Origin of the sequence: Pseudomonas sp. PONIH3 (assembly GCF_002934345.1) — a bacterium.
GTDB lineage: Bacteria > Pseudomonadota > Gammaproteobacteria > Pseudomonadales > Pseudomonadaceae > Aquipseudomonas > Aquipseudomonas soli.
On record NZ_CP026386.1, the window covers coordinates 1,109,490 to 1,135,799 of the forward strand.

General features: G+C 62.7%; 28 protein-coding genes and 1 pseudogene. 16 read left to right on the top strand and 13 right to left on the bottom strand.

Annotated elements, in window-relative coordinates; translation table 11 throughout:
• Nucleotides 1-2: 2 nt before the first annotated feature.
• The 6 genes from pheT to thrS form a co-directional block, all read right to left on the bottom strand.
• Nucleotides 3-2,384 carry a phenylalanine--tRNA ligase subunit beta gene (pheT, locus tag C3F42_RS04840; RefSeq protein WP_104444079.1) on the bottom strand — a complete coding sequence of 794 codons (2,382 nt, stop codon included), beginning with the start codon at nt 2,382-2,384 and terminating at the stop codon, nt 3-5.
• A 31-nt stretch (nt 2,385-2,415) separates the two neighbouring features.
• Entirely contained in the window at nt 2,416-3,432 is a 1,017-nt protein-coding gene (gene pheS, locus C3F42_RS04845) for a phenylalanine--tRNA ligase subunit alpha (RefSeq protein ID WP_023629191.1), read from the bottom strand.
• Between the two features lie 111 nt (nt 3,433-3,543).
• A complete protein-coding gene (gene rplT / locus C3F42_RS04850; RefSeq protein ID WP_003250671.1) occupies nt 3,544-3,900 on the bottom strand; it encodes a 50S ribosomal protein L20 in 357 nt (118 codons plus the stop codon).
• 27 nt (nt 3,901-3,927) lie between these two features.
• Nucleotides 3,928-4,122, bottom strand: a complete 195-nt coding sequence (gene rpmI / locus C3F42_RS04855; protein WP_003250667.1) for a 50S ribosomal protein L35 — start codon at nt 4,120-4,122, stop codon at nt 3,928-3,930.
• A gap of 63 nt (nt 4,123-4,185) precedes the next feature.
• Nucleotides 4,186-4,737, bottom strand: coding sequence for a translation initiation factor IF-3 (gene infC, locus C3F42_RS04860; protein ID WP_023629190.1), 552 nt, complete (start codon nt 4,735-4,737; stop codon nt 4,186-4,188).
• Nucleotides 4,737-6,659, bottom strand: coding sequence for a threonine--tRNA ligase (gene thrS, locus C3F42_RS04865; protein ID WP_028691465.1), 1,923 nt, complete (start codon nt 6,657-6,659; stop codon nt 4,737-4,739). Before thrS ends, infC begins: the two co-directional genes overlap by 1 nt.
• A 336-nt stretch (nt 6,660-6,995) precedes the next feature.
• Between thrS and C3F42_RS04870 the strand changes: the two genes are divergently transcribed.
• From C3F42_RS04870 to C3F42_RS04880, 3 genes are all read left to right on the top strand, one after another.
• A complete protein-coding gene (locus C3F42_RS04870; RefSeq protein ID WP_046856070.1) occupies nt 6,996-7,298 on the top strand; it encodes a hypothetical protein in 303 nt (100 codons plus the stop codon).
• Between the two features lie 163 nt (nt 7,299-7,461).
• Nucleotides 7,462-7,674, top strand: coding sequence for a cold-shock protein (locus C3F42_RS04875; RefSeq protein WP_007956027.1), 213 nt, complete (start codon nt 7,462-7,464; stop codon nt 7,672-7,674).
• 124 nt (nt 7,675-7,798) lie between these two features.
• Nucleotides 7,799-9,226 carry an ATP-binding cassette domain-containing protein gene (locus C3F42_RS04880; protein WP_104444080.1) on the top strand — a complete coding sequence of 476 codons (1,428 nt, stop codon included), beginning with the start codon at nt 7,799-7,801 and terminating at the stop codon, nt 9,224-9,226.
• Here C3F42_RS04880 and thpR read toward each other — a convergent pair.
• Nucleotides 9,190-9,735, bottom strand: a complete 546-nt coding sequence (thpR, locus tag C3F42_RS04885) for an RNA 2',3'-cyclic phosphodiesterase (protein WP_104444081.1) — start codon at nt 9,733-9,735, stop codon at nt 9,190-9,192. The two genes, C3F42_RS04880 and thpR, sit on opposite strands and share 37 nt — an antisense overlap.
• A 216-nt stretch (nt 9,736-9,951) precedes the next feature.
• On the opposite strand from thpR, the gene lpxO reads away from it, so the two are divergent.
• The 5 genes from lpxO (at nt 9,952) to C3F42_RS04910 (ending at nt 15,491) form a co-directional block, all read left to right on the top strand.
• Nucleotides 9,952-10,851 (top strand): lipid A hydroxylase LpxO, encoded by a 900-nt coding sequence (lpxO, locus tag C3F42_RS04890; RefSeq protein ID WP_023632669.1) that lies wholly within the window; start codon nt 9,952-9,954, stop codon nt 10,849-10,851.
• A 139-nt stretch (nt 10,852-10,990) separates the two neighbouring features.
• Nucleotides 10,991-11,335, top strand: coding sequence for a carboxymuconolactone decarboxylase family protein (locus C3F42_RS04895; RefSeq protein ID WP_104444082.1), 345 nt, complete (start codon nt 10,991-10,993; stop codon nt 11,333-11,335).
• A gap of 78 nt (nt 11,336-11,413) precedes the next feature.
• On the top strand, nt 11,414-11,983 hold the full coding sequence (locus tag C3F42_RS04900; RefSeq protein WP_094010411.1) for a GNAT family N-acetyltransferase: 570 nt from the start codon (nt 11,414-11,416) through the stop codon (nt 11,981-11,983).
• Between the two features lie 144 nt (nt 11,984-12,127).
• Nucleotides 12,128-13,957, top strand: coding sequence for an SLC13 family permease (locus C3F42_RS04905; protein ID WP_104444083.1), 1,830 nt, complete (start codon nt 12,128-12,130; stop codon nt 13,955-13,957).
• Nucleotides 13,958-14,072: 115 nt separating this feature from the next.
• Nucleotides 14,073-15,491: a GGDEF domain-containing protein gene (locus C3F42_RS04910; protein WP_104444084.1), complete on the top strand. Its 1,419-nt coding sequence runs from the start codon at nt 14,073-14,075 to the stop codon at nt 15,489-15,491.
• A 1-nt stretch (nt 15,492) separates the two neighbouring features.
• On the opposite strand, the gene C3F42_RS04915 is transcribed toward C3F42_RS04910, so the two are convergent.
• Entirely contained in the window at nt 15,493-16,254 is a 762-nt protein-coding gene (locus C3F42_RS04915) for a TSUP family transporter (RefSeq protein WP_023631840.1), read from the bottom strand.
• Nucleotides 16,255-16,355: 101 nt separating this feature from the next.
• On the opposite strand from C3F42_RS04915, the gene C3F42_RS04920 reads away from it, so the two are divergent.
• Nucleotides 16,356-17,273, top strand: a complete 918-nt coding sequence (locus tag C3F42_RS04920; RefSeq protein ID WP_094010414.1) for a LysR family transcriptional regulator — start codon at nt 16,356-16,358, stop codon at nt 17,271-17,273.
• 121 nt (nt 17,274-17,394) lie between these two features.
• On the opposite strand, the gene C3F42_RS04925 is transcribed toward C3F42_RS04920, so the two are convergent.
• Nucleotides 17,395-17,586: a hypothetical protein gene (locus tag C3F42_RS04925; RefSeq protein ID WP_031315428.1), complete on the bottom strand. Its 192-nt coding sequence runs from the start codon at nt 17,584-17,586 to the stop codon at nt 17,395-17,397.
• Between the two features lie 610 nt (nt 17,587-18,196).
• Between C3F42_RS04925 and C3F42_RS04930 the strand changes: the two genes are divergently transcribed.
• On the top strand, nt 18,197-18,757 hold the full coding sequence (locus tag C3F42_RS04930) for a cysteine hydrolase family protein (RefSeq protein WP_094010415.1): 561 nt from the start codon (nt 18,197-18,199) through the stop codon (nt 18,755-18,757).
• Here C3F42_RS04930 and C3F42_RS04935 read toward each other — a convergent pair whose 3' ends face one another.
• From C3F42_RS04935 to C3F42_RS04945, 3 genes are all read right to left on the bottom strand, one after another.
• Complete coding sequence (locus C3F42_RS04935) at nt 18,758-19,111, bottom strand: SH3 domain-containing protein (protein WP_023631242.1); 354 nt, start codon at nt 19,109-19,111, stop codon at nt 18,758-18,760.
• A gap of 47 nt (nt 19,112-19,158) precedes the next feature.
• Nucleotides 19,159-19,650: a GNAT family N-acetyltransferase gene (locus tag C3F42_RS04940; RefSeq protein ID WP_023631241.1), complete on the bottom strand. Its 492-nt coding sequence runs from the start codon at nt 19,648-19,650 to the stop codon at nt 19,159-19,161.
• A gap of 78 nt (nt 19,651-19,728) precedes the next feature.
• Nucleotides 19,729-20,433 (bottom strand): SDR family oxidoreductase, encoded by a 705-nt coding sequence (locus C3F42_RS04945; RefSeq protein WP_023631240.1) that lies wholly within the window; start codon nt 20,431-20,433, stop codon nt 19,729-19,731.
• Between the two features lie 103 nt (nt 20,434-20,536).
• On the opposite strand from C3F42_RS04945, the gene C3F42_RS04950 reads away from it, so the two are divergent.
• The 6 genes and pseudogenes from C3F42_RS04950 (at nt 20,537) to C3F42_RS04975 (ending at nt 25,027) form a co-directional block, all read left to right on the top strand.
• Complete coding sequence (locus C3F42_RS04950) at nt 20,537-21,448, top strand: LysR substrate-binding domain-containing protein (protein WP_104444085.1); 912 nt, start codon at nt 20,537-20,539, stop codon at nt 21,446-21,448.
• A gap of 116 nt (nt 21,449-21,564) precedes the next feature.
• Nucleotides 21,565-21,705: pseudogene (locus C3F42_RS29775) on the top strand (alpha/beta hydrolase); the annotation flags it as partial.
• A gap of 297 nt (nt 21,706-22,002) precedes the next feature.
• The gene (locus C3F42_RS04960; protein ID WP_102682584.1) at nt 22,003-22,188 is read left to right on the top strand and encodes a hypothetical protein; all 186 of its coding nucleotides are present in this window, start codon (nt 22,003-22,005) and stop codon (nt 22,186-22,188) included.
• Between the two features lie 531 nt (nt 22,189-22,719).
• Entirely contained in the window at nt 22,720-23,676 is a 957-nt protein-coding gene (locus tag C3F42_RS04965; RefSeq protein WP_104444086.1) for a nucleoside-specific channel-forming protein Tsx, read from the top strand.
• Between the two features lie 97 nt (nt 23,677-23,773).
• On the top strand, nt 23,774-24,589 hold the full coding sequence (locus C3F42_RS04970) for an alpha/beta fold hydrolase (protein ID WP_104444087.1): 816 nt from the start codon (nt 23,774-23,776) through the stop codon (nt 24,587-24,589).
• A 108-nt stretch (nt 24,590-24,697) separates the two neighbouring features.
• On the top strand, nt 24,698-25,027 hold the full coding sequence (locus C3F42_RS04975; protein ID WP_104444088.1) for a DHCW motif cupin fold protein: 330 nt from the start codon (nt 24,698-24,700) through the stop codon (nt 25,025-25,027).
• A gap of 1,050 nt (nt 25,028-26,077) precedes the next feature.
• Here the strand turns inward: C3F42_RS04975 and C3F42_RS04985 are convergent.
• On the bottom strand, nt 26,078-26,266 hold the full coding sequence (locus C3F42_RS04985) for a hypothetical protein (RefSeq protein WP_104444090.1): 189 nt from the start codon (nt 26,264-26,266) through the stop codon (nt 26,078-26,080).
• Nucleotides 26,267-26,310: the final 44 nt, after the last annotated feature.

Here is a 26,310-nt window from a genome sequence, read left to right on the forward strand (position 1 = left end):
CGTTATTTCCTTAACGTGGTGTTCAACCTTTGTTCAAGCGAGGTGAGGATGGTTTGCAGGGTTTCATTCACCTCATCGTCGTTAAGAGTGCGCGATGGATGTTGCCAGGTCAAGCCGACCGCCAGGCTTTTTCTATCAGGATCAATGCCTTTACCCTGGTAGACGTCAAACAGCCTGAGGTCTGTGAGCCATTCGCCCGCATTGTCACGAATTACTTCAAGCACCGAGCTAGAAGCTACATCACGACCTGCGATCAAAGCCAGGTCACGACGGGTTTCCGGGAACTTGGACAGCTCGCTGAACTTCGGCAGGCGGCCTTCGACTACATCGCCGAGCACCAGCTCGAAGACGAACACCGGGCGGTCGAGGCCGAGGGTCTTGGCCAGCTCGGGGTGGATCGCGCCGAGGTAGCCGACTTCCTTGCCGTCGCGCTCGATGCGGGCGGTCTGGCCGGGGTGCAGGGCCGGGTGTTTGCCGGCGGCGAAGGTGAAGTCGCTCAGGGCACCGGAGTAACCCAGCAGGGCTTCCACATCGGCTTTGACGTCGAAGAAGTCGATGCTGTCGCGGCCGTTGGCCCAGCCTTCCGGCAGGCGGCTGCCGGTGACGACGCCGGCGATCATCGGTTGCTGCTTGAGGTCACCGAGCTGGCCGACGAAGCGCAGGCCGCTTTCGAACAGGCGAACGCGGTCTTGCTGGCGGTTGAGGTTGTGCTGCATGGCCTTGACCAGGCCCGGCCACAACGAGGCGCGCATGGCGGCCATGTCGTTGGAGATCGGGTTGGCCAGCAGCAGCGGCTCGACGCCTGGGGTGAACAGCTCGAACAGTTTCGGGTCGATGAAGCTGTAGGTGATGGCTTCCTGGTAGCCGCGGGCAACCAGCAGGCGACGCAGGTTCGGCAGCTCGCCACGGGTTTCCGGGCGGGCTTGCGGGGCCAGGCGGGCCTGCGGGTAACGGACCGGCAGGTTGTTGTAGCCGTACAGGCGGGCCAGCTCTTCGATCAGGTCGACTTCCAGGCTGACGTCGAAGCGGTGGCTTGGGACCGTAACGGTCCACTGCCCTGCCCCACTTGCACTGGTTTTCAACTCCAAAGCGTTGAGCAGTTGCTCGACCTGGGCGGCTTGCATTTGCATGCCGAGCATCTGGGTGATGCGTTCGTCGCGCAGGGTGATCGGCGCGATGTTCGGCAGGTGCTGCTCGCTCACGGCTTCGACTACAGGGCCTGCTTCGCCGCCGACGATCTCCAGTACCAGGGCGGTGGCGCGCTCCATGGCTTCACGGGCCAGTTGCGAATCCACGCCGCGCTCGTAGCGGTGCGAGGCGTCGGTGTGCAGGCCGTAGGAACGGGCCTTGCCTGCGACGGAAATCGGCTCGAAGAAGGCGCTCTCGAGGAACAGGTCGCGGGTCTTCTCGGTGTTGACGCCGCTGTGCTCGCCACCCATCACGCCGGCAATGGCCAGGGCGCGGGTGTGGTCGGCGATCACCAGGGTGTCGGCGCGCAGGGCAACTTCCTGGCCGTCCAGCAGGACGAGTTTCTCGCCCTCCTCGGCCATGCGCACGCGGATGCCGCCGTTGATTTCGGCGAGGTCGAAGGCGTGCATCGGCTGGCCGAGTTCGAGCATCACGTAGTTGGTGATGTCGACGGCGGCGTCGATGCTGCGCACGTCGCTGCGGCGCAGGCGCTCGACCATCCACAGCGGGGTCGGCTTGCTCAGGTCGACGTTGCGGATCACGCGGCCCAGGTAGCACGGGCAGGCGGCCGGGGCGCTGACTTCGACCGGGCGTACTTCGTCGTGGGCAGCCGGTACGGCTGGCACCACCGGGCGGGTGACCGGCACGTCGTACAGGGCGCTGACGTCACGGGCAAGGCCAGCGATGGACAGGCAGTCGCCGCGGTTCGGGGTCAGGCCGATCTCGATGCTGGCGTCGTCCAGGTTCAGGTACTGACGGATGTCCTGGCCAACCGGGGCGTCGGCGGCCAGTTCCAGCAGGCCGTCGTTCTCTTCGCTGATCTGCAGCTCGGCAGCCGAGCAGAGCATGCCGAAGGATTCGACGCCGCGCAGCTTGGCCTTCTTGATCTTGAAGTCGCCCGGCAGTTCGGCGCCGATCATGGCGAACGGGATCTTGATGCCTGGGCGGGCATTCGGGGCGCCGCAGACCACCTGGAAGGTCTCCGCGCCGTTGCTTACCTGGCACACGCGCAGCTTGTCGGCGTCCGGGTGTTGTTCGGTGGTGAGGATCTCGCCCACCACGATGCCGCTGAACTGGCCGGCAGCGGGGGTCACGCTGTCGACTTCGAGGCCGGCCATGGACAGGCGGGCGACCAGTTCGTCACGGGAGACTTGCGGGTTTACCCAACCGCGCAGCCATTGTTCACTGAATTTCATGCTGTTCTCCTGAAAGTTGCGTCGATTGGGCCTAGCGGAATTGAGCCAAGAACCGCAGGTCGTTGTCGAAGAACAGACGCAAATCGTTGACGCCATAGCGCAGCATGGCCAGGCGCTCGGCGCCCATGCCGAAGGCGAAGCCCTGGTACTCTTCCGGATCGATGCCGGACATGCGCAGCACGTTCGGGTGGACCATGCCGCAGCCCATCACTTCCAGCCAGCCGGTCTGCTTGCACACGCGGCAGCCCTTGCCGGAACACATCACGCACTGGATGTCGACTTCGGCGCTCGGCTCGGTGAAGGGGAAGAACGACGGGCGGAAGCGCACGGCCAGTTCTTTCTCGAAGAACACCCGCAGGAACTCTTCGATGGTGCCCTTGAGGTCGGCGAAGTTGATGCCGCGATCGACCAGCAGGCCTTCGACCTGGTGGAACATCGGCGAGTGGGTGATATCCGAGTCGCAACGGTACACACGGCCTGGGCAGACGATGCGGATCGGCGGCTGGGTGCTTTCCATGGTGCGCACCTGGACCGGCGAGGTGTGGGTGCGCAGCAGCATGTTGGCGTTGAAGTAGAAGGTGTCGTGCATCGCCCGGGCCGGGTGGTGGCCGGGGATGTTGAGCGCTTCGAAGTTGTGGTAGTCGTCTTCGACCTCAGGGCCTTCGGCGATGCCGTAGCCGATGTGGGTGAAGAACTGCTCGATGCGCTCGAGAGTACGGGTGATCGGGTGCAGCCCGCCGGTGGTCTGGCCACGGCCTGGCAGGGTCACGTCGATGCATTCGGCGGCCAGGCGAGCGTTGAGCTCGGCCTCTTCAAAGGCGGCCTTGCGTGCGTTGAGCACGTCGGTGACGCGTTCCTTGGCGTCGTTGATCAGCGCGCCGACCTTGGGGCGCTCTTCGGCTGGCAGGTTGCCCAGGGTCTTCATCACCTGGGTCAGCTCGCCTTTCTTGCCGAGATATTGGACCCGGATCTGTTCCAGGGTAGTGATGTCTTCAGCGCGTTCCACGGCCTCGAGGGCTTGGGCGACCAGCGCGTCCAGGTTTTCCATGTACAGACTCCAGATACGAAAATAGGGGAAGAGCTTTTGAAGGCTCTTCCCCTATCCGATGACGTTTTACACCCGACGGCGCAGGCGCCGCCGGATGATTGTCGTGGGTACTTAAGCCAGTACGGCTTTAGCCTTCTCGACAATCGCAGCAAACGCCGCTTTTTCGTTCACTGCCAGATCAGCCAGAACCTTACGGTCGATTTCGATCGACGCTTTTTTCAGGCCAGCAATCAGACGGCTGTACGACAGACCGTTGGTGCGGGCACCGGCGTTGATACGAGCGATCCACAGTGCGCGGAACTGACGCTTCTTCTGGCGACGGTCGCGGTAGGCGTATTGGCCTGCCTTGATGACCGCTTGCTTGGCAACGCGGAATACGCGCGAGCGTGCACCGTAGTAGCCTTTAGCCAGTTTCAGAATTTTTTTGTGACGCTTACGAGCGATAACGCCGCGCTTAACACGAGCCATGAGTAACTTCCTCTATCTTAACCAGAATTAACGAACGCGCAGCATGCGCTCGACTTTTGCCACGTCAGACGGGTGCAGCAAGCTGGCACCGCGCAGTTGACGCTTACGCTTGGTCGACATTTTGGTCAGGATGTGGCTCTTGAAAGCGTGCTTGTGCTTGAAGCCGGAAGCCGTCTTCAGGAAGCGCTTCGCAGCACCGCTCTTGGTTTTCATTTTTGGCATGTTGGAACTCCGCATTCGAATAAAAATTACACAATAATCATCAGGCCTGCCGTGCCCGGGAGATTACTTCTTCTTTTTGGGGGCGATGACCATCATAAGCTGGCGTCCTTCCATCTTCGGATGCTGCTCAACGGTGCCGTATTCCACGAGGTCAGCTTCGACCCGCTTCAACAGCTCCATGCCCAGCTCCTGGTGGGCCATCTCACGGCCGCGGAATCTCAGAGAGATCTTGGCCTTGTCCCCATCGCTAAGGAAACGTACCAGGTTGCGTAGTTTTACCTGGTAATCCCCTTCTTCCGTCCCTGGACGAAACTTGATTTCTTTGATCTGGATCTGCTTCTGGTTCTTCTTGGCTTCGTTGGCCTGCTTCTTCTTCTCGAAGAGGTGCTTGCCGTAGTCCATCACCTTGCAGACGGGCGGTTGCGCGTCTGCAGAGATTTCCACCAGATCCAGCTTCGCTTCATCAGCGATACGCAGCGCTTCATCAATCGAGACGATGCCAATCTGCTCGCCGTCAGCACCAATTAACCGAACCTCGCGTGCCGAGATATTCTCGTTGATCGGGGCTTTCGGTGCAGTTCGTTTATCGTTTCTCATTTCACGCTTAATAGTCATTACTCCGATTCTTGGCGACCACGCCGGGAAACCGCTTGCGACAGCAGCTCAGCGAACTGCGCGACGGGCATCGAGCCCAGGTCTGCGCCTTCGCGGGTGCGCACAGCGACGGTTTGCGTTTCGACTTCGCGATCCCCTATAACCAAAAGATAAGGGACCCGCAGCAACGTATGCTCGCGGATTTTAAAGCCGATCTTCTCATTTCTCAAGTCCGACTTGGCACGGAATCCGCTACCATTCAGGGCTTTTTCCACCTCGAGGGCGAAATCGGCCTGTTTGTCGGTGATGTTCATGATCACGGCCTGGGTCGGGGCGAGCCAGGCCGGGAACACGCCGGCGTAGTGCTCGATGAGCATGCCGATGAAGCGTTCGAACGAACCGAGGATGGCGCGGTGCAGCATCACCGGGCGCACGCGGCTGTTGTCTTCGGCGATGTAGCTGGCGTCCAGGCGCTCGGGCAGGTTCGGGTCGTACTGCAGGGTACCGCACTGCCAGTTACGGCCCAGGCAGTCGCGCAGGGTGAACTCGATCTTCGGGCCGTAGAAGGCGCCCTCGCCCGGCTGGTATTCCCACTCCAGGCCCGACTCGTTCAGGGCGTCGGCCAGCGCGCCTTCGGCGCGGTCCCACAGCTCTTCGGAGCCCACGCGCTTGGCCGGACGGGTCGACAGCTTCATGGCGACGTCGGTGAAACCGAAGTCCTTGTATACGTCCAGGGTCAGCTTGATGAAGTCGGCGGCTTCCTTCTTCACCTGGTCTTCAGTGCAGAAGATATGCGCGTCGTCCTGCACGAAGCCACGCACGCGCATGATGCCGTGCAGCGCGCCGGAGGGCTCGTTGCGGTGGCAGGCGCCGAACTCGGCCAGGCGCAGCGGCAGGTCGCGGTAGGACTTCAGCCCCTGGTTGAACACCTGCACGTGGCACGGGCAGTTCATCGGTTTTACCGCGTAGTCGCGGTTTTCCGACGAAGTGGTGAACATGTTCTCGGCGTAGTTGGACCAGTGGCCGGAACGCTCCCAGAGGATGCGATCGACTACCTGCGGGGTCTTGATTTCCTGGTAGCCGTTTTCGCGCTGGACCTGGCGCATGTACTGCTCGAGCACCTGGTACACGGTCCAGCCGTTGGCGTGCCAGAACACCATGCCCGGGGCTTCTTCCTGCAGGTGGAACAGGTCGAGCTGCTTGCCGATCTTGCGGTGGTCGCGTTTTTCGGCTTCTTCGATGCGCTGGATATAGGCGGCCAGCTGCTTCTTGTCGGCCCAGGCGGTGCCGTACACGCGTTGCAGCTGCTCGTTCTTGGCATCGCCGCGCCAGTAGGCGCCGCTCAGTTTGGTCAGCTTGAACGCTTTCAGGAAGCGAGTGTTCGGCACGTGCGGGCCACGGCACATGTCGACGTATTCTTCGTGGTAGTACAGGCCCATGGCCTGTTCATCCGGCATGTCCTCGACCAGGCGCAGCTTGTAGTCTTCGCCACGCTGGGTGAACACGTCGATGACTTCGGCGCGCGGGGTCATCTTCTTGACGACGTCGTAGTCCGTGTCGATCAGCTGCTGCATGCGCTTTTCGATGGCGGCGAGGTCGTCCGGGGTGAAGGGACGCTCGTAGGCGATGTCGTAATAGAAGCCTTCGTCGATCACCGGGCCGATCACCATGCGGGCGGTCGGGTACAGCTGCTTCACTGCGTGGCCGATCAGGTGCGCGCACGAGTGACGGATGATCTCCAGTCCCTCTTCATCTTTAGGGGTGATGATCTGCAGGGTGGCGTCGTGGTCGATCTTGTCGCAGGCATCGACGAGCTTGCCGTCGACCTTGCCGGCCAGGGTGGCCTTGGCCAGGCCTGCGCCGATCGAGGCGGCGACTTCGGCTACGGATACCGGCTGGTCGAACGTGCGTTGACTGCCATCGGGAAGAGTAATAACGGGCATGGCGCCTCCTCTCCTAGTGGTGACCCCTACCAAAGGTCACGTGGGTTGGGATGAGCCAGTACAAGATCCGCCCTGCCTTTCCCGCGGGAAAGCCTGCCTCACAGTGGCAGAGACCTTTCGGCCTGCCAGGGACGAACCAGAGTGACTGGAAGGTATAAAAAGAAATGCGCCCGCACAGGGCGTGGCGCAAGGGAGGCATGCTAGCACGGGGCTAGAGCGGCCGGCAGAAATATTTGGAATTTACGCCGTGGCGGTGAACTCTTGCGGAAAATTTCCTATCAGACTTTCTGAAGCAACCTACTCTTGATGAGACCATTAACCAAGGAGTGTCCGGTTATGCGACTTCAGTCCCTTCTGGCTGCCTGCGCCGCGAGCGCCCTGCTGCTGCCCCTGGCTGCCAACGCAGGCAATTTCCCCGCCGGCAAGGAAGCGTCCTATATGGCGCAGTGCCAACAAGTGGCGAGCGGCCAAGGCGTGGATGCGGCAACAGCCAAGAAGCACTGCGAGTGTGGTGCCCAAGCCATCAAGAAGAATTTCAACGATAAGGAGATCGAGGACCTCGACAGCCAGGACGGCGTAGACGCCAAGCTGATGCAGAAGGCTCAGCAGGTGGTCCAGGCCAGCTGCAAGCCAAAATAGGCCGGATTTTCCGGCGTTCCGTCGCATCTTTTGCCTTGGATCAACATCCGGCGAAGGTAATAGGCGCTAGATGCGAAGAATTAGACTATAGTGTCGTCGGTGCCACTGAAGCTTAGGCGACACTGCACCCCGATAAAAAATCATGTTTCTGGAGATTCACCCCATGTCCAATCGCCAAACCGGCACCGTCAAGTGGTTCAACGATGAAAAAGGCTTCGGCTTCATCACTCCTCAAGGCGGCGGCGACGACCTGTTCGTACACTTCAAGGCTATCGAAACCGACGGTTTCAAAAGCCTGAAAGAAGGCCAAACTGTTTCCTTCGTTGCCGAAAAAGGCCAGAAGGGCATGCAGGCTGCGCAGGTTCGTCCGGAGTAATTTTCGGATAGCTGCAAAAAAACCCGCCCTTGTGGCGGGTTTTTTATTGGGCGCCTGCCACGGCAGGCTGGGCCCATGTGCGCTGCCGATCAAGCGCGACAGTGGCCAGGAGGGCCACCATCCCATGGCAATGATCGAACTACACGGCCTGGGCTTTTTCCATGGCCGCAAACACCTCTTCAGCGAACTCGACGCGCGCATCGAATGGGGGCAGCGCATCGCCATCATCGGCGACAATGGCAGCGGCAAGTCGTCATTGCTGCATTTGCTGCAGGGCAGCCTGGCGCCCAGCGAGGGGCACATGGAGCGCCACGGCGGTTTGCGTGTCGGGCATGTGGCACAGGTACTGGGCGGCGAGTCGTCGCTCAGCGGCGGCCAGCGTGTCAACCAGGCATTGAGCCAGGCACTGGCCCTGGGCCCCGACCTGCTGCTGCTGGACGAGCCGACCAACCACCTGGACGCCGCCAACCGCCGCTCGCTGTCACGCATGCTCGAGCATTTCCACGGCACCCTGGTGCTGGTGACCCACGACGTGGCGCTGATGAACCAGACCTGCGACACGCTCTGGCACTTGCACAACGGGCGCCTGGACGTGTTCAACGGCAGCTACGCCGACTACATGGCCGAGCGCGACCTGCAGCGCGGCTTGCTCGACAAGCGCATCGCCGAGGTGCGCCGCGCCCGCGACGACGCCCACGACTCACTGATGCAGGAACAGGCCCGCGCCGCCGGCGCCCGCAAGCGTGGGGCCAAGGCGATCCAGAACAGCAAGTGGGCTACCGTGCGCTCGCCGACCAAGCTGGGCCGCGGGAACACCACGGCCGGGCGCAAGCAAGCGCAGATCCTGCAGCAACAGCGCGAGCTCGGCGAACAGCTGGCCGAACTGCGCCCGGAGCCGGTGATCGTGCCACGCTTCCATCTGCCGGCGACGGGCCAGTCATCGCGGGTGCTGATCCAGGTGCGTGACGGCTGTGTGGGCTACGCAGACACAGCGGTGCTCAACGGCATCGACCTGCAGCTGGACGGCGGCGAACGCCTGGCCCTGACCGGCAACAACGGCAGCGGCAAGTCCACCCTGGCGCGGGCGATCCTCGGCGATCCACGGGTCTGGCGGCGCGGCGACTGGCTGCTGCCGGCGCCCGAGCAGATCGGCTACATCGACCAGCACTACGCCACCCTGCCTGCCGACGCCAATGTGCAGGAAGCCCTGTCGCGACAAGTGCCGGATTGGCCGCTGGAACAGTTGCGCGCCCACCTTGCAGACTTTCTGTTCCGCCATGCCGATGCGGTGCAGGCGCCGGTGGCGGGCTTGTCCGGCGGCGAGAAGGCGCGCCTGTCCCTGGCCTGCATCGCCGCGCGGCCGCCGCAGCTACTGATCCTCGACGAGCCGACCAACAACCTCGACCTGCGCATGCGTGCCCACCTGCTGGAAGTGCTGGTGGTTTACCCCAACGCGCTGCTGGTTATTTCCCACGACCGGGACTTCCTCGACGGCCTGGGCATCGACCGTCACTTTCACTGCGTCAGGGACCACTCGGCCAAAGGCCAGTAGCGGCCCTTGCGTGACTCGTACAGGGTGAAGTGGCGGGCGACGAGGTGGAACGTCGGCGCCTCGCCCGCCTCCGGCAATGGCTCGCGAAAATCCCGGGACAGGGTCAGGTGCGGCCGGTACTCACGCACCGACGGCTCGATGCCCAGCGGCAGCAGCGCCTGCTGCAAGTCGTACACCAGCTGGCGCAGGGCCAACGGCGCCTGCGCCGGCGCCAGCACCAACGCCGAAGCCCGCGGCCATACCTGCAACTGGTCCAGGACCAGGCGCAGCTTGGCTTCAGGAAGCCGCAGTGCATCCACTACGGCGCACACCGCCGGCACCTGGGCGGCATCGACATCGCCCAGGAACAGCAAGGTGACATGGAAGTTCTCGCTGGGCACCGGCTTGCCGCCGCGCAAGCCCAGGCCACGCCGCCACTGGCTGATGCCACGGCGCTGTTCTTCGCCCAGTGACAGGGCGAAAAACAGCCGCTTGAAGGGAGCCCCGCTGGGGCGTACATCCTGGATCATCGGGAGTTCCTTGCTGGATGGACGTCCACCCGATTGTAAACGCCGGGTCGCCAGAAAATACCCGCACATACGGATGAATCGTTTGCGCAAGCTGTAGGCCATGCCACCTAAGTCGGGCGGTTTTGTCGTAACAATAAGTACAAACCCGCGCCACGATTGTTTATGCTGGCTGGCTTACGCCATGGCGCATGGCCATTTTTCGACAAGTAAACGTCCATGAAAATTGCACTCGTACTGATCTTCGTCCTCTCGATCGCCTATGTTCACCTGCGCGGTCGGGTACGTCACAAGCTGACCCGCCAGCTGGGCGACCACTCCAGCTTCCTGGCCCCGGTCAACGCCTTCCTGTACCTGTTCTCCAAGCACCCGGCCAAGCCTTACCTGCCGGTCAGTGCCTTCCCCGAGCTGCAGGTACTGCAGGACCACTGGCAGGAGATCCGCAAGGAAGGCCAGCAACTGCTGCAGGCCGGCGAGATCAAGAAGTCCGACAACTATGACGATGTCGGCTTCAACTCGTTCTTCAAGACCGGCTGGAAGCGCTTCTACCTGAAGTGGTACGGCGAGAGCCACCCCTCGGCGATGACCCTGTGCCCACGTACCACCGAGTTGCTGCAAGGCATCGGCACGGTCAAGGCGGCGATGTTCGCCACCCTGCCGCCGGGCGCCAAGCTGGTGCGCCACCGCGACCCCTACGCCGGCTCGTACCGCTACCACCTGGGCCTGGACACGCCCAATGACGATGGCTGCTACATCGACGTGGACGGCGAGAAGTACTCCTGGCGCGACGGTGAGGGCGTGGTGTTCGACGAGACCTACATCCACTACGCCGCCAACACCACCGAGCACAACCGCATCATCCTGTTCTGCGACGTCGAGCGCCCGCTCAAGTACCGCTGGGCAGCCGCGTTCAACCGCTGGTTCAGCCGCAACGTGATGGCCGCCGCCGCCGCGCCCAACGACGCCAATGACAAGACCGGGGGTATCAACCGCCTGTTCACGCGCATCTACAAGATCCGTGAGCGCGGCAAGGCCATGAAAAAGCGCAACCGCACCCGCTACTACCTGGAGAAGTGGGCAGTGGTCGCGGCGCTGGTACTGGTGTTCATCTACATCTGATCCGGACGTCGTCCTCGCGGGGCAAACCCGCTCCTGCCAACAGTGGGAGCGAGCTTGCCCCGCGAGTGTTTTCTCCGCTGCACACCCCGTCTTCGACTAGCCTGAAAGCTCCTGTTGCCAACCTGACAAGGTGAAGACGATGAGCATGATGGACTGGGACGCCTACCGTAAGCAGTTGATTGCCGGCATCGGCGATCTCAGGCAACTGTCCCCCGATACCGTGGCCGGCTACATGACTGCCAGTGGCGCCGGGGCCAACACCAACCACCTGGACGCCAAGACCCGCGAACTGATCTCCCTGGCCGTGGCGGTCACCACCCGCTGCGACGGCTGCATCGCCGTTCACTCGCAGCAGGCGGTCAAGCATGGCGCCACCCGCGAGGAGATCGCCGAGGCCCTGGGGGTAGCGGTGGCGATGAACGCCGGCGCGGCACTGGTCTACTCGGCCCGGGCCCTGGACGCGGTGGGCAAGACCGGCGCCTGACACACCAAGGCGTCGCCGCCCTTGCGCGACGACGCCGCGCCACCCAGACTTGGCGGCCCAGCCCGTGCAGGAACCGCTATGATCCAGATTCGCCCCATGACCCCGGAAGACTTCGAGCGCTTCTGGCCGACCTTCCAGGCCATTGTCCAGGCTCGCCAGACCTACGCCTTCGACCCCGCCCTGAATATCGACCAGGCCCGCACGCTGTGGCTGGAGAACCCGTTGCGCACCCTGGTGGCCGAGGCGGACGGCGAGCTGCTCGGCTCTTACTTCCTCAAGCCCAATGCCGCCGGCCCTGGCGGGCATGTGGGCAACTGCGGCTACATGGTGTGCGAAAACGCCCGTGGCCGCGGCGTGGCCAGGCTGATGTGCGAGCATTCGCAGAAGCTCGCCCGCCAGGAAGGCTTCCTGGCCCTGCAGTTCAATTCGGTGGTGGCGACCAACGGAGTGGCAGTGGCGCTGTGGCACAAGCTCGGCTTCGAGACTGTCGGCCGCCTGCCCAAGGCCTACCGCCATGGCGAGCTGGGCCTGGTCGATTGCCTGGTGATGTACAAGTGGTTGGCCGACGAGCCGGTGGTGGAGAAACCGCCGCTGTTGATCGGGCGCAAGAACATCGAGGCGCGGGTGTCGCGGCGGCGCGGCCGCTAGCGACTGCTCCAGCGGGCCGCGCCCCCGCCCCTTGCCGGGTCATCACCCGGCAAAACACTGCAGCACGTCAACGACGCCGTCGCGTCAAGCTGCCACACTAGAGCCATTGCCTTTCGTGCCTGTGTGAAGGAACACCCCCTCCCCATGAACCATGAGCTGCTCTGGGTCCTTGGCCTGCTGGCCGTCGTCGTCCTCCTGTTCATCCTCAACCGCCCGCGCATGGACGTGGTCGCCCTGCTGGTGATCGTCGCCCTGCCGCTGTCGGGCATCCTCACCGTGGAGCAGGCCATGGCCGGCTTCAGCGACCCCAACGTGGTGCTGATCGCCGCGCTGTTCGTGATCGGCGAAGGGCTGGTGCGCACCGGCATCGCCTACCGCATCGGCGAATGGATGAGCGAGCGCGCCGGCAACAGCGAGGCGCGCCTGCTGGTGCTGCTGATGGTGGCCGTGGCCGGGCTGGGCTCGGTGATGAGCTCCACCGGCGTGGTGGCGATCTTTATCCCGGTGGTGCTGAGCATTGCCGCGCGCCAGCAGCTTTCGCCCAGCCGGCTGATGATGCCACTGAGCTTCGCCGGCCTGATCAGCGGCATGCTGAGCCTGGTGGCGACGCCACCGAACGTGGTGGTGCACAGCGAACTGGTGCGCCACGGCGAACAGGGCTTCGGCTTCTTCAGCTTCACCCCTTTCGGCCTGGTGGTGCTGGTGCTCGGGATCGGCTACATGCTGCTGACCCGCCACTGGCTCAACGGCGAGGTGCGCAAGGACGGCCGGGTCGAGAGCCGCCGCACCTTGCTCGACCTGGTGCTGGACTACAAGCTCAACGGGCGCGAGCGGCGCCTGCGCATCCGCCCCCATTCGCCGCTGATCGGTCATACCCTTGGCGAGCTGGAACTGCGCACCCGCCACGGCGCCAACGTGATCGGCATCGAGCGCCAGCACAAGTTCACCACCCGGGTGATCAGCGCCGACTCCGGCACCCTGCTGCAGCAGGGCGACGTGCTGTTGCTGGACTTGTTCGCCAACCGCGACGACCTGCGCAGCCTGTGCCAGACCATGCTGCTCGAACCGCTGCACTTCAAGGCCGCCTACTTCATCGACCAGTCCCAGGAGCTGGGCATGGCGGAGATCTCGCTGCCGCCCGGCTCGCAACTGATCGGCAAAAGCATCCTCGAACTGGCCTTCCGTACCCGCTACGACCTCAACGTGGTCGGCCTGCGCCGTGACCAGCAAGCCATCGAAGGGCAACTGGTGGAAGAAAAGCTGCGCCTGGGCGACACCCTGCTGGTGGTCGGCCCGTGGAAGGCTGTACGCCAGCTGCAGGGCAAGCCGCGCGACTTCCTGGTGCTGAGCCTGCCGGCGGAAATCGACCAGGTCGCGCCGGCGCGCGCCCGAGCACCCTATGCACTGATCAGCCTGGCGGTAATGGTCGGGCTGATGGTCAGCGGCCTGGTGCCCAACGTCATCGCCGCGCTGATCGGCTGCCTGCTGATGGGCGCCGGGCGCTGCATCGACATGAACAGCGCCTACCGCGCCATCCACTGGCAGAGCTTGGTGCTGATCGTCGGCATGCTGCCCTTTGCCCTGGCTCTGCAGAAGACCGGTGGCATCGACCTGGCCGTCGGTGCGCTGGTCGGTGCGCTCGGCGGTGCCGGGCCCAGCGTGATCCTTGCCTGCCTGTTCGCCGTGACGGCGCTGATCGGGCTGTTCATCTCCAATACCGCAACTGCGGTGCTGATGGCCCCGGTGGCGGTGAGCACTGCGCAGCAGCTGGGCATGTCGCCCTACCCGTTCGCCATGACCGTGGCCCTGGCGGCATCGGCGGCGTTCATGACGCCGGTGTCGTCGCCGGTCAACACCCTGGTCCTGGGGCCCGGTCAGTACCGCTTCGCCGACTTCGTCAAGGTTGGCGTGCCGTTCACCCTGCTGGTGATGCTGGTGACCGTGCTGATGGTGCCGTGGGTATTCGGGCTGTAATCGTCGGCACGAACCGCGCTGATTGCGGCGAATTGACATCAAATGACCAGTTGAAAGACACTGACATGACATCGTCCCAGGTGCCTACAGCCGTTTTCCTGGATTCTGTCTTCGCTTGCCGGTCGAGCCCATGGTGTCTCCAGTCCCGTCGCGCCTGCTGCCCCCGCTGATCCTGTTCGGCTTGACCCTGGCGCTGACGCTGGGCGGCATCCTCGCCCGCCCGATCGAGTCACTGTCGCTGTTCTGGCCAGTCAACGCGGTGCTCGCGGGCGTGCTGCTGCGCAATTCCCGCCAGGCCAACCCCGGCGGCTTCGCCCTGATCTACCTGGCCATGGTCGCTGCCGACCTGGCCTGTGGCAGTGCCTGGCGTCCGGCCGTGTGGTTCAATCTGTGCAACCTCGGCGCCATCGCCACCATCTGGTTCTTGATGGCTCGGCTGCCGCGCGTGCATCGTCGCCTGCGCACCCCGCATGGTACTTTGTGCCTGTTCGGCGCCTGCGCCGCTGGGGCGATTGTCGCCGCAAGCCTGGCCTGCGTGATGGCCGCGCCGTGGTTCGAACAATCGCTGCGCGCCACTTGGCTGGCCTGGTTCAGCGAACAGTTCTCCACCAGCGTGCTGGTGCTGCCGGTGCTACTCACCGCGCCATCACCCAGAGCCTTGACGCGGCCGGGCAGTGCCAGCCAAACGGTGCGCCTGGCGCCGTTGCTGGTGCTGCTGGCCTCGCTGAGCGTCAGCATCGTCTTCGGCGGCCCCGGCGCCATCGCCTTCCCGATTGCCGCGCTGTTGTGGTGCGCGCTCAGCTATTCGCCCTTCCTCGTCTCGTTGCTGGCCCTCACCTCGGGCAGCACCTTGATCGTCGCTGTAGCGCAGAACCTCATGCACTTTAACATCCCGCAGAGCGAGACAGGGGTCACTACCTTGATGTCGGCGCGCCTGGGCATCGCCATGTTGGTGCTCGGCCCCTTGGTGCTGGCCTGCGTCAGCAGCGCCAACCGCAGCCTGATGGCGCGCCTGGCGCATCAGGCGACCATCGACCACCTGACCGGTGCCCTCAGCCGCAGCGCCTTCATCCGCCGTGCCCACGCCCTGCTCGACAACCGCCAGCAAGCGCCGCTGACCTTGATGATGCTCGACATCGACCACTTCAAGACCATCAACGACCAGCATAGCCACGCTGTCGGCGACCAGGTGCTGCGCCAGTTCGCCACGACCCTGCAGGACCAGTTGCACGACGGTGAACTGTTCGCCCGCCTGGGCGGCGAGGAGTTCGTCATCGTCGTGCCGGGGCTGGCGCCGGAGCTGGCCAGGTTTACCGCCGAGCGCCTGCGCCGGGCGGTGCAGGACCAACACATCGCACAGCCCGGGCAGCCGCTGCGGATCACCGTGAGCATCGGTGTGAGCGGGTGCGCTGCCGACACCCTGGCACCCAGCCTCGACGAGCTGCTGGCCAGCGCCGACCAGGCGCTCTACCGGGCCAAGGCCCAGGGCCGCAACCGCGTCGAACAGGCCGACGGGCAGCGCCAGGTGGTGTGAGTCAACCTGCCAGCAGGTCCCAGCTCAGTTTGGCGATCAGCACGCACAGCAGCACCAGAAACAGCCCTCGCACGAACCCCGCGCCCTTGCGCACCGCCAGCCAGGTGCCGGTCAGCGCGCCAAGGACATTGAACAGCGCCATCGGCAGTGCAATGGCCCACAGCACATTGCCCGACGGTATGAAGAACACCAGCGCGGCCAGGTTGGTGGCGATGTTGACCAGCTTCGCCGAGGCCGAGGCATGCAGGAAATCCAGGGCAAAGAAACGGATGAACAGGAAGATCAGGAAACTGCCGGTGCCCGGCCCGAACAGCCCGTCATAGAAGCCGATGGCGCCGCCGATCAGCACCGCCAGGCATTGCTCCTTGCGGCCGATGGCCATGGGTTTGTGCAGGGTGCCGAAATCCTTCTTGCAGAACGTGTAGATGGCCATCAGCACGATCAGCACCAGCACCATCGGCCGCATCACGCTTGCCGGCACCAGGGACACGGTGGCCGCGCCGAAGAACGACATCACGAAGGCGCTCAGCGCCGCCGGCACGATCAACCCCCAGTCCAGCTTGACCTTGCGGATGAAAGAGCGCGCCGCGAACGAGGTCCCGCACACCGAAGCCAGCTTGTTGCTGCCCAGCAGCGCCGCCGGCTGGGCGTTGGGCAGCACGTTGAACAGCGCGGGGATCTGGATCAACCCACCGCCACCGACGGCAGCGTCGATCAGGCCAGCGGCAAAGGCAAACAGCGAAAGCAGGGCAATATCCATCATCTCGGGGGACCAGGCGGCACAAAACAGGCTGCCAGACTAATCAAAGTGGTGCTGTTGTGTTGAAATGCCACATTGCAAAAACTGCAACAAGGAGCTCCCGCATGGCCCTGGACATGCTGCGTGAAATACAAGCGTTCGTCAGTGTCGCGCACAAGCGCAGCTTCGTCAGCGCCGCCCGCGCGCTGGGCCGTTCGCCCAGCGCGGTTACACGGGCCGTACAGGCCTTGGAGGACAACAGCGGCGCCAAGCTGCTCAACCGCAGCGCCAGCGCGGTGTCATTGACCGAAGCTGGCGAACGCCTGCTGCCCCACGCCGAACGCTTGCTGGATGTGCAACGGGATGCCGCCGACGAATTGGCCGCGCTGACTGGCAACGCCCAGGGCTGGATTCGCCTGGCCGCGCCCGAAGTGCTAGCCCAGCATGTATTGCCGGGAGTGCTGGCCGAGTTCTCTCGTCGCCACCCCCATGTCACCCTCGACGTGCAGTACAGCGACCAGGCCCTGGATCCGCTGCAGGGCAAGCTGGACTTTGTGATCCGCGGAGCCTTCCCGCAGTCCAGCGAGCTGATTGGCTATCCACTGTGGCGTTACCGCCGCCACCTGTACGCCAGCCCCGACTACCTGGCCCAGGCTGGCACCCCCCAAGGGCTGGAAGACCTGGAACGGCATGCACTGATCCTGCATACCGCGCCGCGCATCCTCAAGGCCTGGCATTTCAGCAAGAACGGGCGTATCTCCAGCCTGCGCCCACGGCCACGTCTGCGACTGGGTTCGGGGGCTGCAGTATTGCAAAGCACGCTGGCGGGGGCCGGCATCGCGCGGCTGGCGGATTGGCTGGGGGAGCCGGAGGTACGCGCCGGACGGCTGGTGCGGGTCTGCCCTGACTTTCACCTGACATCCAGCACGGGGCACGACCCGCAGATGCATGCCGTATACCCCGCCGGCGACCTGCCAGCGCGGGCTCGCGACCTGTTGCAGGCACTGCGCGATGGCCGTCCGCGCCTGGGGGAACAGCCCTGAACAGGGCTGCTCAATTTCTGCTCAATCTAACAGAGTGCTTGCCAATACTGGCCTGTAGCGTTTTATCCACAGACCTACCCACGATTTTTGTGGACAGTTTCCGCAAGGCTTGAAGGAAAAATTACAAACGCAGCAAAGCCACGTTGGCCAGCTTGACCAACTCGATCCATTCGCTTGCACTGATCACACCGGAACGCTCCAACTCTTCGGCACGGCGCAGTGCCTGATCGTAATCCTCTTCGTGGAGGATGCCCTCGCCGAGAAAACGACCGCGCCACTCCAGCATCGCTGCAGTGCCTTTCTTGCATTCCATAGTGTGTATTGTCTCCAAGGCAAGTGAATAGCCCGTGTGCCCGGGCCCTTTGATTGGGGGCGGGAGATTACACGAGCGCCTTGAACTTGAGAACGACATGCAGCTACCGCTTGTCTAGACGACCGCGGTCTTTGGCGGGGAAGCCTGGAGGGAAGGGTCTGGCCCGCCATTGCGGCAGGCGGGCCGGGACAGGAAAAATTGCGGCTCAGCTTGGCGGAATGGTGCCCAGCAGGCCAATCATGATAGTCAGCAGCAGAAAACCACCCAGAAACAGCGCGAGCTTGCCCATCGGAACCTCTACAGTGTAATGACGTAACGGCGGGGCTGGCCGCTGCGGTAGTGCAGCAGGGCAGCCTGCCCAGCGCACACCGGATTGGAAGGCTGGGCCTGAACGTATTGTCCGGCAGCGGCTGATACGGTTACAGATTCAGGTTCGCGGAAAAAAAGCGGATCAGATGGTAGCCGACCATCGCGGGGCACCCGCTCCCACGCGTGTGCACAACCGGAGGTCAATGCGCTTGGCGTGGGAGCGGGCTTGCCCAGCGATACATCCGCGCAGGCAGCACACCTGTGCTACGGTCCGAAGCCCAGACAAGGAGAACTACCGCAGATGACCGCGCTCGCCAGCAATGCCGCCCTGCTGATCATCGACATGCAGAACGGCATCAACCACCCTCGCCTGGGCCGTCGCAACAACCCCGAAGCCGAACAGCGCATCAGCGAACTACTGGCCTTTTGGCGCGCGAGCATGCGCCCGGTGGTGCACGTGCGGCATATCTCCCGCGATCCGGATTCGGTGTTCCGGCCAGGTCAGCCCGGCTGCGAGTTTCAACCCGCGTTCGTCCCGCAGGCTCACGAGGCCGTGTTTGAAAAACACCTGCCCGATGCTTTTTGCAACAGCGGCCTGGAACACTGGCTGCACCAGCGCGGCATTCATCAACTGGTCATCCTCGGCGTGGTCACCAACAACTCGGTGGAATCGACTGCACGCTCGGCGGGCAACCTGGGGTTTGCAACGGTGGTGGTGGGCGACGCCTGCTACACCTTCGACCAGCGCGATCTGCAAGGCCGGCTGTGGTCGGCGGAGGATGTCCATGCCCTGGCCCTGAGCAACCTGGCCATGGACTATGCGCGCATTCTGGACAGCACGGCGGTGCTGGCCGCAGGCTGATCACGCCAGGGCGCGCAGCTTGGCCAGCGGCACCCAGCCGAGCTCGCCATTGCTCACACGGCGGCACCAGGCCCAGCCATTCAAGGGGCGCAGGCTATCGAGCTGCTGGCCGGGGTCGACGTCCAGTTCATGGGCCGAATAGGCTTCCAGCGCCCTGCCCCGGCCCACGCCCAGCCGCTCGATGAACTGGGCTGGCACCCAACCCGCTGCCTGGCCCTGGCAACTGCACAGGTACCAGTCCTCCCACTGCTCGTCGCCCTCATAGCGCTGGCCGATCTCCAGCAGCGTGCCACGGGCGAAGGTGATGGGCGCGGGGTACTCACTGCGATGTGTCTCGATCACGACGTACTTCACAAGCCTCTCCCTGGCTGCGAAAAGCGTCGATGCTAGACCAAGGGCCTCTACAGCACCATGACCATTTCATGCCAGGCCATACCGCCATGGTCGGAAGCCGACGGGCGTACATAGGCGTAGCCCATCTTCTCGTACAACCCGACATGGCGCTCCTTGCACATCAGGTGGATGGTGGCCTTGCCGCGCTCGCGCATCTGCGCGACGAAGCGCGCCATCAACCGGCTGGCATGGCCCTGGCCCTGGTACGCGGGGTCGAGCACCACCGACATGATCACCACATTGGGCGCCTGGGGGTCATGCCCGACCAGTTCCTTGAAAGCCTCGTCCGACATCACCACCTGGTCGGCGCAACCGCTGTTGATGAAGCCAATCACCTGGCCCTCGGTTTCCAGCACGAGAAAGCCTTCCGGATACTGGGCGATGCGCGTGGCGATCTTTTCCCGGGTGGCGGCTTCGTCGCCTTCATAGGCGCTGGTCTCGATCTGGTAGCAACGGTCCACGTCGCTGGAGGTGGCCTGGCGGAATGTCGGTGTGCTCATGGGCGGAATCCGGATAGCGGGAAACAGGGGCGACATCCTAACGGAAGTCGCCGCCCTGCTACAGGCTCGGAATGTCTCTTACACCGAACGGGTAATACCCCCATCGACCCGCAGGTTCTGCCCGGTGATGTAACCCGCGCCCTCGGAGGCAAGGAAGCTGACAGTGGCCGCGATCTCCTCGGCCTTGCCGTACCGCTCCATGGGAATCCGGCTACGGAACTCCTCCTTCTCCGGCAGGCTGTCGATGAAGCCTGGCAGTACGTTGTTCATGCGGATGTTCTCGGCCGCGTAACGGTCGGCGAACAGTTTGGTAAAGGCCGCGAGCCCGGCACGGAACACGCCGGAGGTCGGGAACGCCGGATCCGGCTCGAAGGTGGCAAAGGTCGAGATATTGATGATGGTCCCGCCCTGCTGCCGCTGCATGATCGGGGTCACCAGGCGGGTCGGGCGCACCACGTTGAGGAAATACACCTCCATGCCTCGGTGCCAGTCCTCGTCGCTGAGCTCGAGCACCGGTGCACGCGGGCCATGCCCGGCGCTGTTGACCAGTACATCGATACGCCCCCATTGCTGCATCACGGTATCGACCAGACGCTGCAGGTCCTCTGCTGACTGGTTGGAGCCCGTCACACCGATGCCGCCCAGCTCGGCCGCCAGGGCCTCGCCCTTGCCCGAGGACGACAGGATCGCCACCCTGAAACCGTCGGCAGCCAGCCGCCGCGCAGCCTCCGCGCCCATGCCACTGCCACCTGCGGTGATGATTGCCACTTTCTGAGAAGACATATACCGCTCCTTCCGGGAGTTGATCAAGTGGGCCCATGAAGCCAGAATCCGGCTCAACGCACCAATCACGAATACTGGCAGCAGCCTGCAGGAAATCTACTGGATGAGCGCGCCCAAGCGACGCAACGCCCCCGCCATCGTCAATCACCTGGTGGCCTTCGAGGCCGCCGCCCGCCTGGGCAGCTTCCGCGCTGCCGCCGACGAGCTGCATGTCACGCCGGGCGCGGTCGCCCAGCAGGTGCGCACCCTGGAAGACAAGCTCGGCCGCCCCTTGTTCGAGCGCCTGCCCCGCGGCCTGCGGCCCAACCGGGGCGGCGCCGACTACCTGGCCCGCGTGCGCCTGGCCCTGGAGATCATCGAGGACGCCACCGGCGAACTGCTGGAGCGGGACAACCAGCGCGATCCGCAGCAGGTCCTGCTCAGCACCACCCCCGCCTTCGCCAGCCGCTGGCTGATCCCACGCCTGGGGCGCCTGGCCGAGGCGCATCCGCAGGTGGCCCTGATGATCGACGCCTCCGACAGTACCCGCCCCCTGAGCGGCAAGGGTGCGGTGGACCTGGCCGTGCGCTGGGGGGCGCCGCCCTTCGTCGAAGCCTACGCCCTGCCCCTGCTGCCCGGCGTGGCGGTGCCAGTGTGCGCGCCGGGGTTGCGCGGCGCGCACCCTTGGCGGCAAGCCGCGGATCTTGCGCACCACCCGCTGATCTCCGACAGCCACAACAACTGGAAGCGCTGGTTCGATCACTACGCGTTGCCCGGCGCACGCTTCAACGGTCCGGTGTTCTCGCAGACCATCCTCGCCATCGAGGCCGCCGAGCAAGGCATGGGCATCGCCCTGGTGCCCCGCCTGCTGGTGGAGAACGCGCTCAAGGCCGGGACCTTGGTGCTGGCCCTGGAAGGCCATGAATTGCACAGCGACGCTGGCTTCCATTTGTTGGCCAGCCATGCACCGCTGGCAAGCTCGGCCGCCGAGCAGGTGGTGCAGTGGTTGCAAATGCAAGCGAACAAGCAAGACTGAGCCTGTATCGCCCCACTCGACGGCACTTGGCCTGAGGGCGGCGCGGTCGGAGTGGGAGCAACTGTCTTGAAGGGATTTTTTTAGAAAGATCCTTTCAGACATAGCTTCGCCAGCGACACCCTCCGGCCGACGCCTATGCCAAGCGCTTCACCGGCAAGTACGCCTATCGCCTGGTGAGCGGCGGGATCGGCCACAACCTGCCGCAGGAAGCGCCTGAGGCGTTCGTCAAGGCGGTAGTGGATGCGGACCATCTGTAGGGGTAATTGCAACATATCGTTTCAGTAGCGCGTGTCGGGTGCCGGGATGCTCGCATTATCGCTACAACCGGTCTTTTGCGCGGCAGGCCTTGTTTTTCGGGGCCTGCCGCAAAATGAGCGGAAGCATCCCGAAACAGTCACCCAAACCATCTTGTAAGACACCTCTTTCGTCTCCGTAGGACGTTTCTACGGGATTGTGAGCCGGTGTATGAATAATCAGTATTGGCGGGAGAATTGAGCTGATACCGTCGAGCCTCACTTACAACGGCACGGATGCCCACGACCAACGAGTACAGCATGGACAACTACGACAGCTCGGCACTTGGACTGCAAAAATGCCTGTTGAACCTGCGAAGGGATCATGCCCGAATGAAGGCGTCAGGAGAGCTGGAAAGAGCGGCGATACTGGCGCAGGTGATCGGGCGGATGGAACAGGGATTGAAGGAGGCTTCCCAGGGGAGGAAGCCCGAGACGTTGCAGTGAAGTGATACCCGGCAAATGGCGATGGGTATGCGGTGTGCTCCGGGCTCCCCATCGCTCAGCCCCGAAGCAGGGTCAACAGCCAGCCGGCATTGCCGAAGGCGCTCGCAGACCAACGTTCAAGTTCAACGGTACGTCGCCCTCATGGCTTAGCTGAAGCCCGCTTCGCCGCGGTTCAGCGGAGGGCGCGGCCTCGGCCTGCTCCTCTGTTCCCTGGGCACACATGCCTTCCGAGGGCGGCGGCCATGCCAGAAAGCATTTTTTGCTGGATTTTTTCAATCGAACGGGTTGTTGCAACACAGAACGATCAGACCCCTCCATGCGTTCATGCGCACGCGCCATGCCTGATTTCGGGGCGTTTTTCTAACTCAATGATCAGCTCAAGCGCCGAATCGGCTTGTTATTTCAAAGACCTCGGGTGATTTGGTACAGACTATGCAAACGTTTGCTCCAAACCTTTGAGCGAACAATCGCTGCAGCTTTCGCCACATCGCAGCCTCCAGGGGCTTACCACTGCATGAACAAGGATTTTCAATGCACCGACCGTCTTTACCCGCAACCGCCCACTTCTCCCTGCCTGCCAAACTGCTACTGGGCGCTGTTACGGGACTACTCAGCGTCACCACCCAGGCCCAAGACAATCCCGCAAGCGAGTCGGCCCAGGGCGAGACCTTGAGCCCGGCCGCCGCGCCTGCCAAATCGGGCCCCTATCTGTCGGACTGGTACAACCAGAACTTCACCCTGATCGGCACCAAGGACATCAGTTTCGGCCCCCGCCCGGTCGATGATATCTACCTCGAATACGAGTACTTCGGCCGCAAGGGGCCGTTCGAGCTGTACGGCTACATCGACATCCCGAAGATCCTCGACATCGGCAACAGCCATGACAAAGGCGCGTGGGACCACGGCTCACCGTTGTTCATGGAGCATGAGCCGCGGATCTCCATCGACTACCTGGCCGGACGCAGCCTGGCCGTCGGCCCGTTCAAGGAGTGGTACCTAGCCTTCGACTGGATCTACGACCACGGCAGCAACAGCGCCAACCGTGCCAATACCCTCTTCAGCGGCCTGGGCACCGACATCGACACCCATTCGCGGGTCAACCTGTCGGCCAACTTCTACGGCCGCTACCAGTGGGAAAACTATGGCGCCAGCAACGAGTATTCGTGGGACGGTTACCGGGCCCAGCTCAAGTACATCGTGCCCCTTGGCAAGTTCGACAACGGCGCCTCGCTGACCTATATCGGTTTCACCAACTTCGATTTCGGCTCGGACCTGCACAAGGACAACCCCAACCGCACGGCCAATGCCACGGTATCCACCAACGTGTTGCTGTACGCCTTCACTCACCTGCGCTTCACCCTGGTGGGCCGTCATTTCCACAATGGCGGCAACTGGCAGGACGGCAGCCAGCTGAATTTCGGCGACGGCGATTTCCGCGGTCGGTCCGATGGTTGGGGGTATTACGCCGGGGTTGGTTACCAGTTCTGATTACTTGGGTCATGGAGGCCTACCCTGCTACACGGAGCGATGCCGAGCAATGGGTTTGCACGGGCGTTGTAGAATCTTTGACTAGATGAGGTGAGCCATGTTGGATTTACCCTACACATCGAGCATCGAAGGCAACACCGTCAGATGGGGGAAAATGGGCACAGGCGCGCCGCTGGTCGCCGTCCACGGCACCCCTTTCTCTTCCCAGGTCTGGAGGCGCGTCATACCGTACCTCACTGACCGCAGAACCGTGTATTACTTCGACCTGGTTGGCTATGGCATGTCTGAAATGCGAGAAGGCCAGGACGTTTCACTGGCGATTCAGAACAACGTCATGGCTGCGCTTTTCGAGGAGTGGGGCATCGAGCGCCCCGACGTCCTGGCCCATGATTTTGGCGGCGCGACAGCGCTGCGCGCTTACTACCTGAACGGTCTGCGCTATGCGTCCCTCACCCTTTTTGATGCGGTAGCCCTGGCACCCTGGGGCTCGGCGTTCGTTCAGCATGTCCGACAGCATGAAACTGCCTTTTCAGGGATGCCCGACTACATGCACCGCGCACTGCTGGCCGCCTATCTGCAAACCTCTGCGGCCAATCCCCTCAGTGACGAAGCCCTGCAGGTTTACAGCGCACCATGGCTGGGGCCGATTGGTCAGGCGGCCTTTTACCGCCAGATCGCACAGATGGATCAGGTCTATACCGAGGAAATTGAACCACTCTACGGGAAGCTGGATTGCCCCGTGTCGGTACTTTGGGGCGCGGAGGACGCATGGATTCCGTATTCCCAAGGGGAGCGTCTTGCTGGGCTTATTTCCCAGCAGCCCTGCGCCAGAGTGGAGAACTCAGGCCACCTGATGCAGGAAGACAGGCCGGAAGCGATTGTGGCGGCGGTTTTGAAGCAGATTGGGCTCTGAGACCGGTTCGCTGGGCTGTCTGTATGTTCAAATTCCCAGCGGTCTGTGCCTATCGGCAGAGCGACTTCATCGGTACGGTTCAGGCCTCACTGTTTCTACGAGGTTGTCATGGAACTGACAGCAATCCCGTTTGGCACCACGGACTGGTCAAAGATCGATCCCGTCGCTTATCCGGGCGAGAACGGTACGGCGTATTGGCGTACCTGTCTGTTTTGGGAGGTTCGGGTTCGATGGGTTGAGTACACCCCTGGATATGTGGCCGATCATTGGTGCCGGAAGGGGCATATTCTGTTTTGCCTGGAAGGTCGACTGGACACTGAGCTGGAGGATGGTCGGACTTTCACCCTGCAGCCGGGCATGAGCTATCAGGTGGGCGACAATGCGGAGGCGCACCGGTCATCGACGACTATCGGAGCCAAGCTCTTCATTGTGGGTTAAACAGATGGCTCTGATTGCACAGCGGGTGGAGCTGGCGCGCAACGGTGCTAACGACAAAATCATTTGCAGAATGCAATCAGGCTGGGTGGTGATGAAAACCTGAGGATCAACTGTGAAATTCTTGGATTCCGGGTCCTTAACTGCTCGTCCCTCCAAGAACGTCCCCCTGGACAATCCCCCCAGAAACGCAAAAAGCCCTGACATTGTCAGGGCTTCAAAAATGGCGGAAGCGTAGAGATTCGAACTCTAGGATAGTTGCCCATCGACGGTTTTCAAGACCGTACCATAAGTGCCCATTTATCAAGGCGTCAACGTAAAAATCGATTCCAAAACTAACCCGAGGTGGCTCGGCTACAGGCCGCATAGCCCAAGGGTCGTAATTTCAGTTTTGGAACCGATTTTAGAAGCTCTAGGAAACCAGAGGAGAATCAGGCCTTTTTGCCTTCACACTTTTTTCACGTCAAATCCTGCACAGTAAACGCTCATCCGATCTCCTACGTTCGCCCGCGCTTCCCTGCGGGCTTTTCTTTTCTCGATAAGACGAAACCGGCTAAATCCAGTCGCCTTCAGCGCACATCAGCAGCGCTGCATTAGCCTGGCGAACCATTGCAATCCACTCAGTTGAGCTTACCAAGCCGGAATGCTGAAGACGCTGGGCTACTGCTATGGCTTGATCATATTCTGACTCTCTTAGCACACCCGCACCAAGGTACCTACCCGTCCAGTCAGCAATGACCAGATTTTGCTCTTGCTCTACCATCCCAAAGCCCCCGCGAAGCCTAGCGCTAAATGCCGGCGAGATTACATAATGTCCGCCGAGCAAGAAATTGGGGCTTACTACCGCTCATCCGGTTTTTTCTGCAAAAAGAAATAATACCAAGGTCTAGTTGTAAGGAATTATTTCAAGCACAGAAATCGGAACGATTCGCAACAATACTGCTTAGGCTGCCTTAAGCCATCGGCAGGCTAAAACAAGCAGTCCAACCCATCGCTGCGTGTGAATGACCCGCGGGCCATAACAGCCCGATGTCCTGTTGAGCGGAACGAAGCTCAATGGCGGGAAAGTGGCTGGTGCCCAAGCGTGTAGAGCTGGTAGTCGGTCACAGCCTGGTAAGCGGACTCGGCAATTATCCGAAGGCGTTCGACCTCCTCTGCCGGAGCCCCGGCGTCCTGAGCGTTATGGTAGGTGCGCAAGGCCTCAATTGCCTCGCGTATCATCGGCTCACCCGCCTCAATCATTCCTTCGATGGTTCGTTTCACGACATTTCTCCTGCCGAAACGTG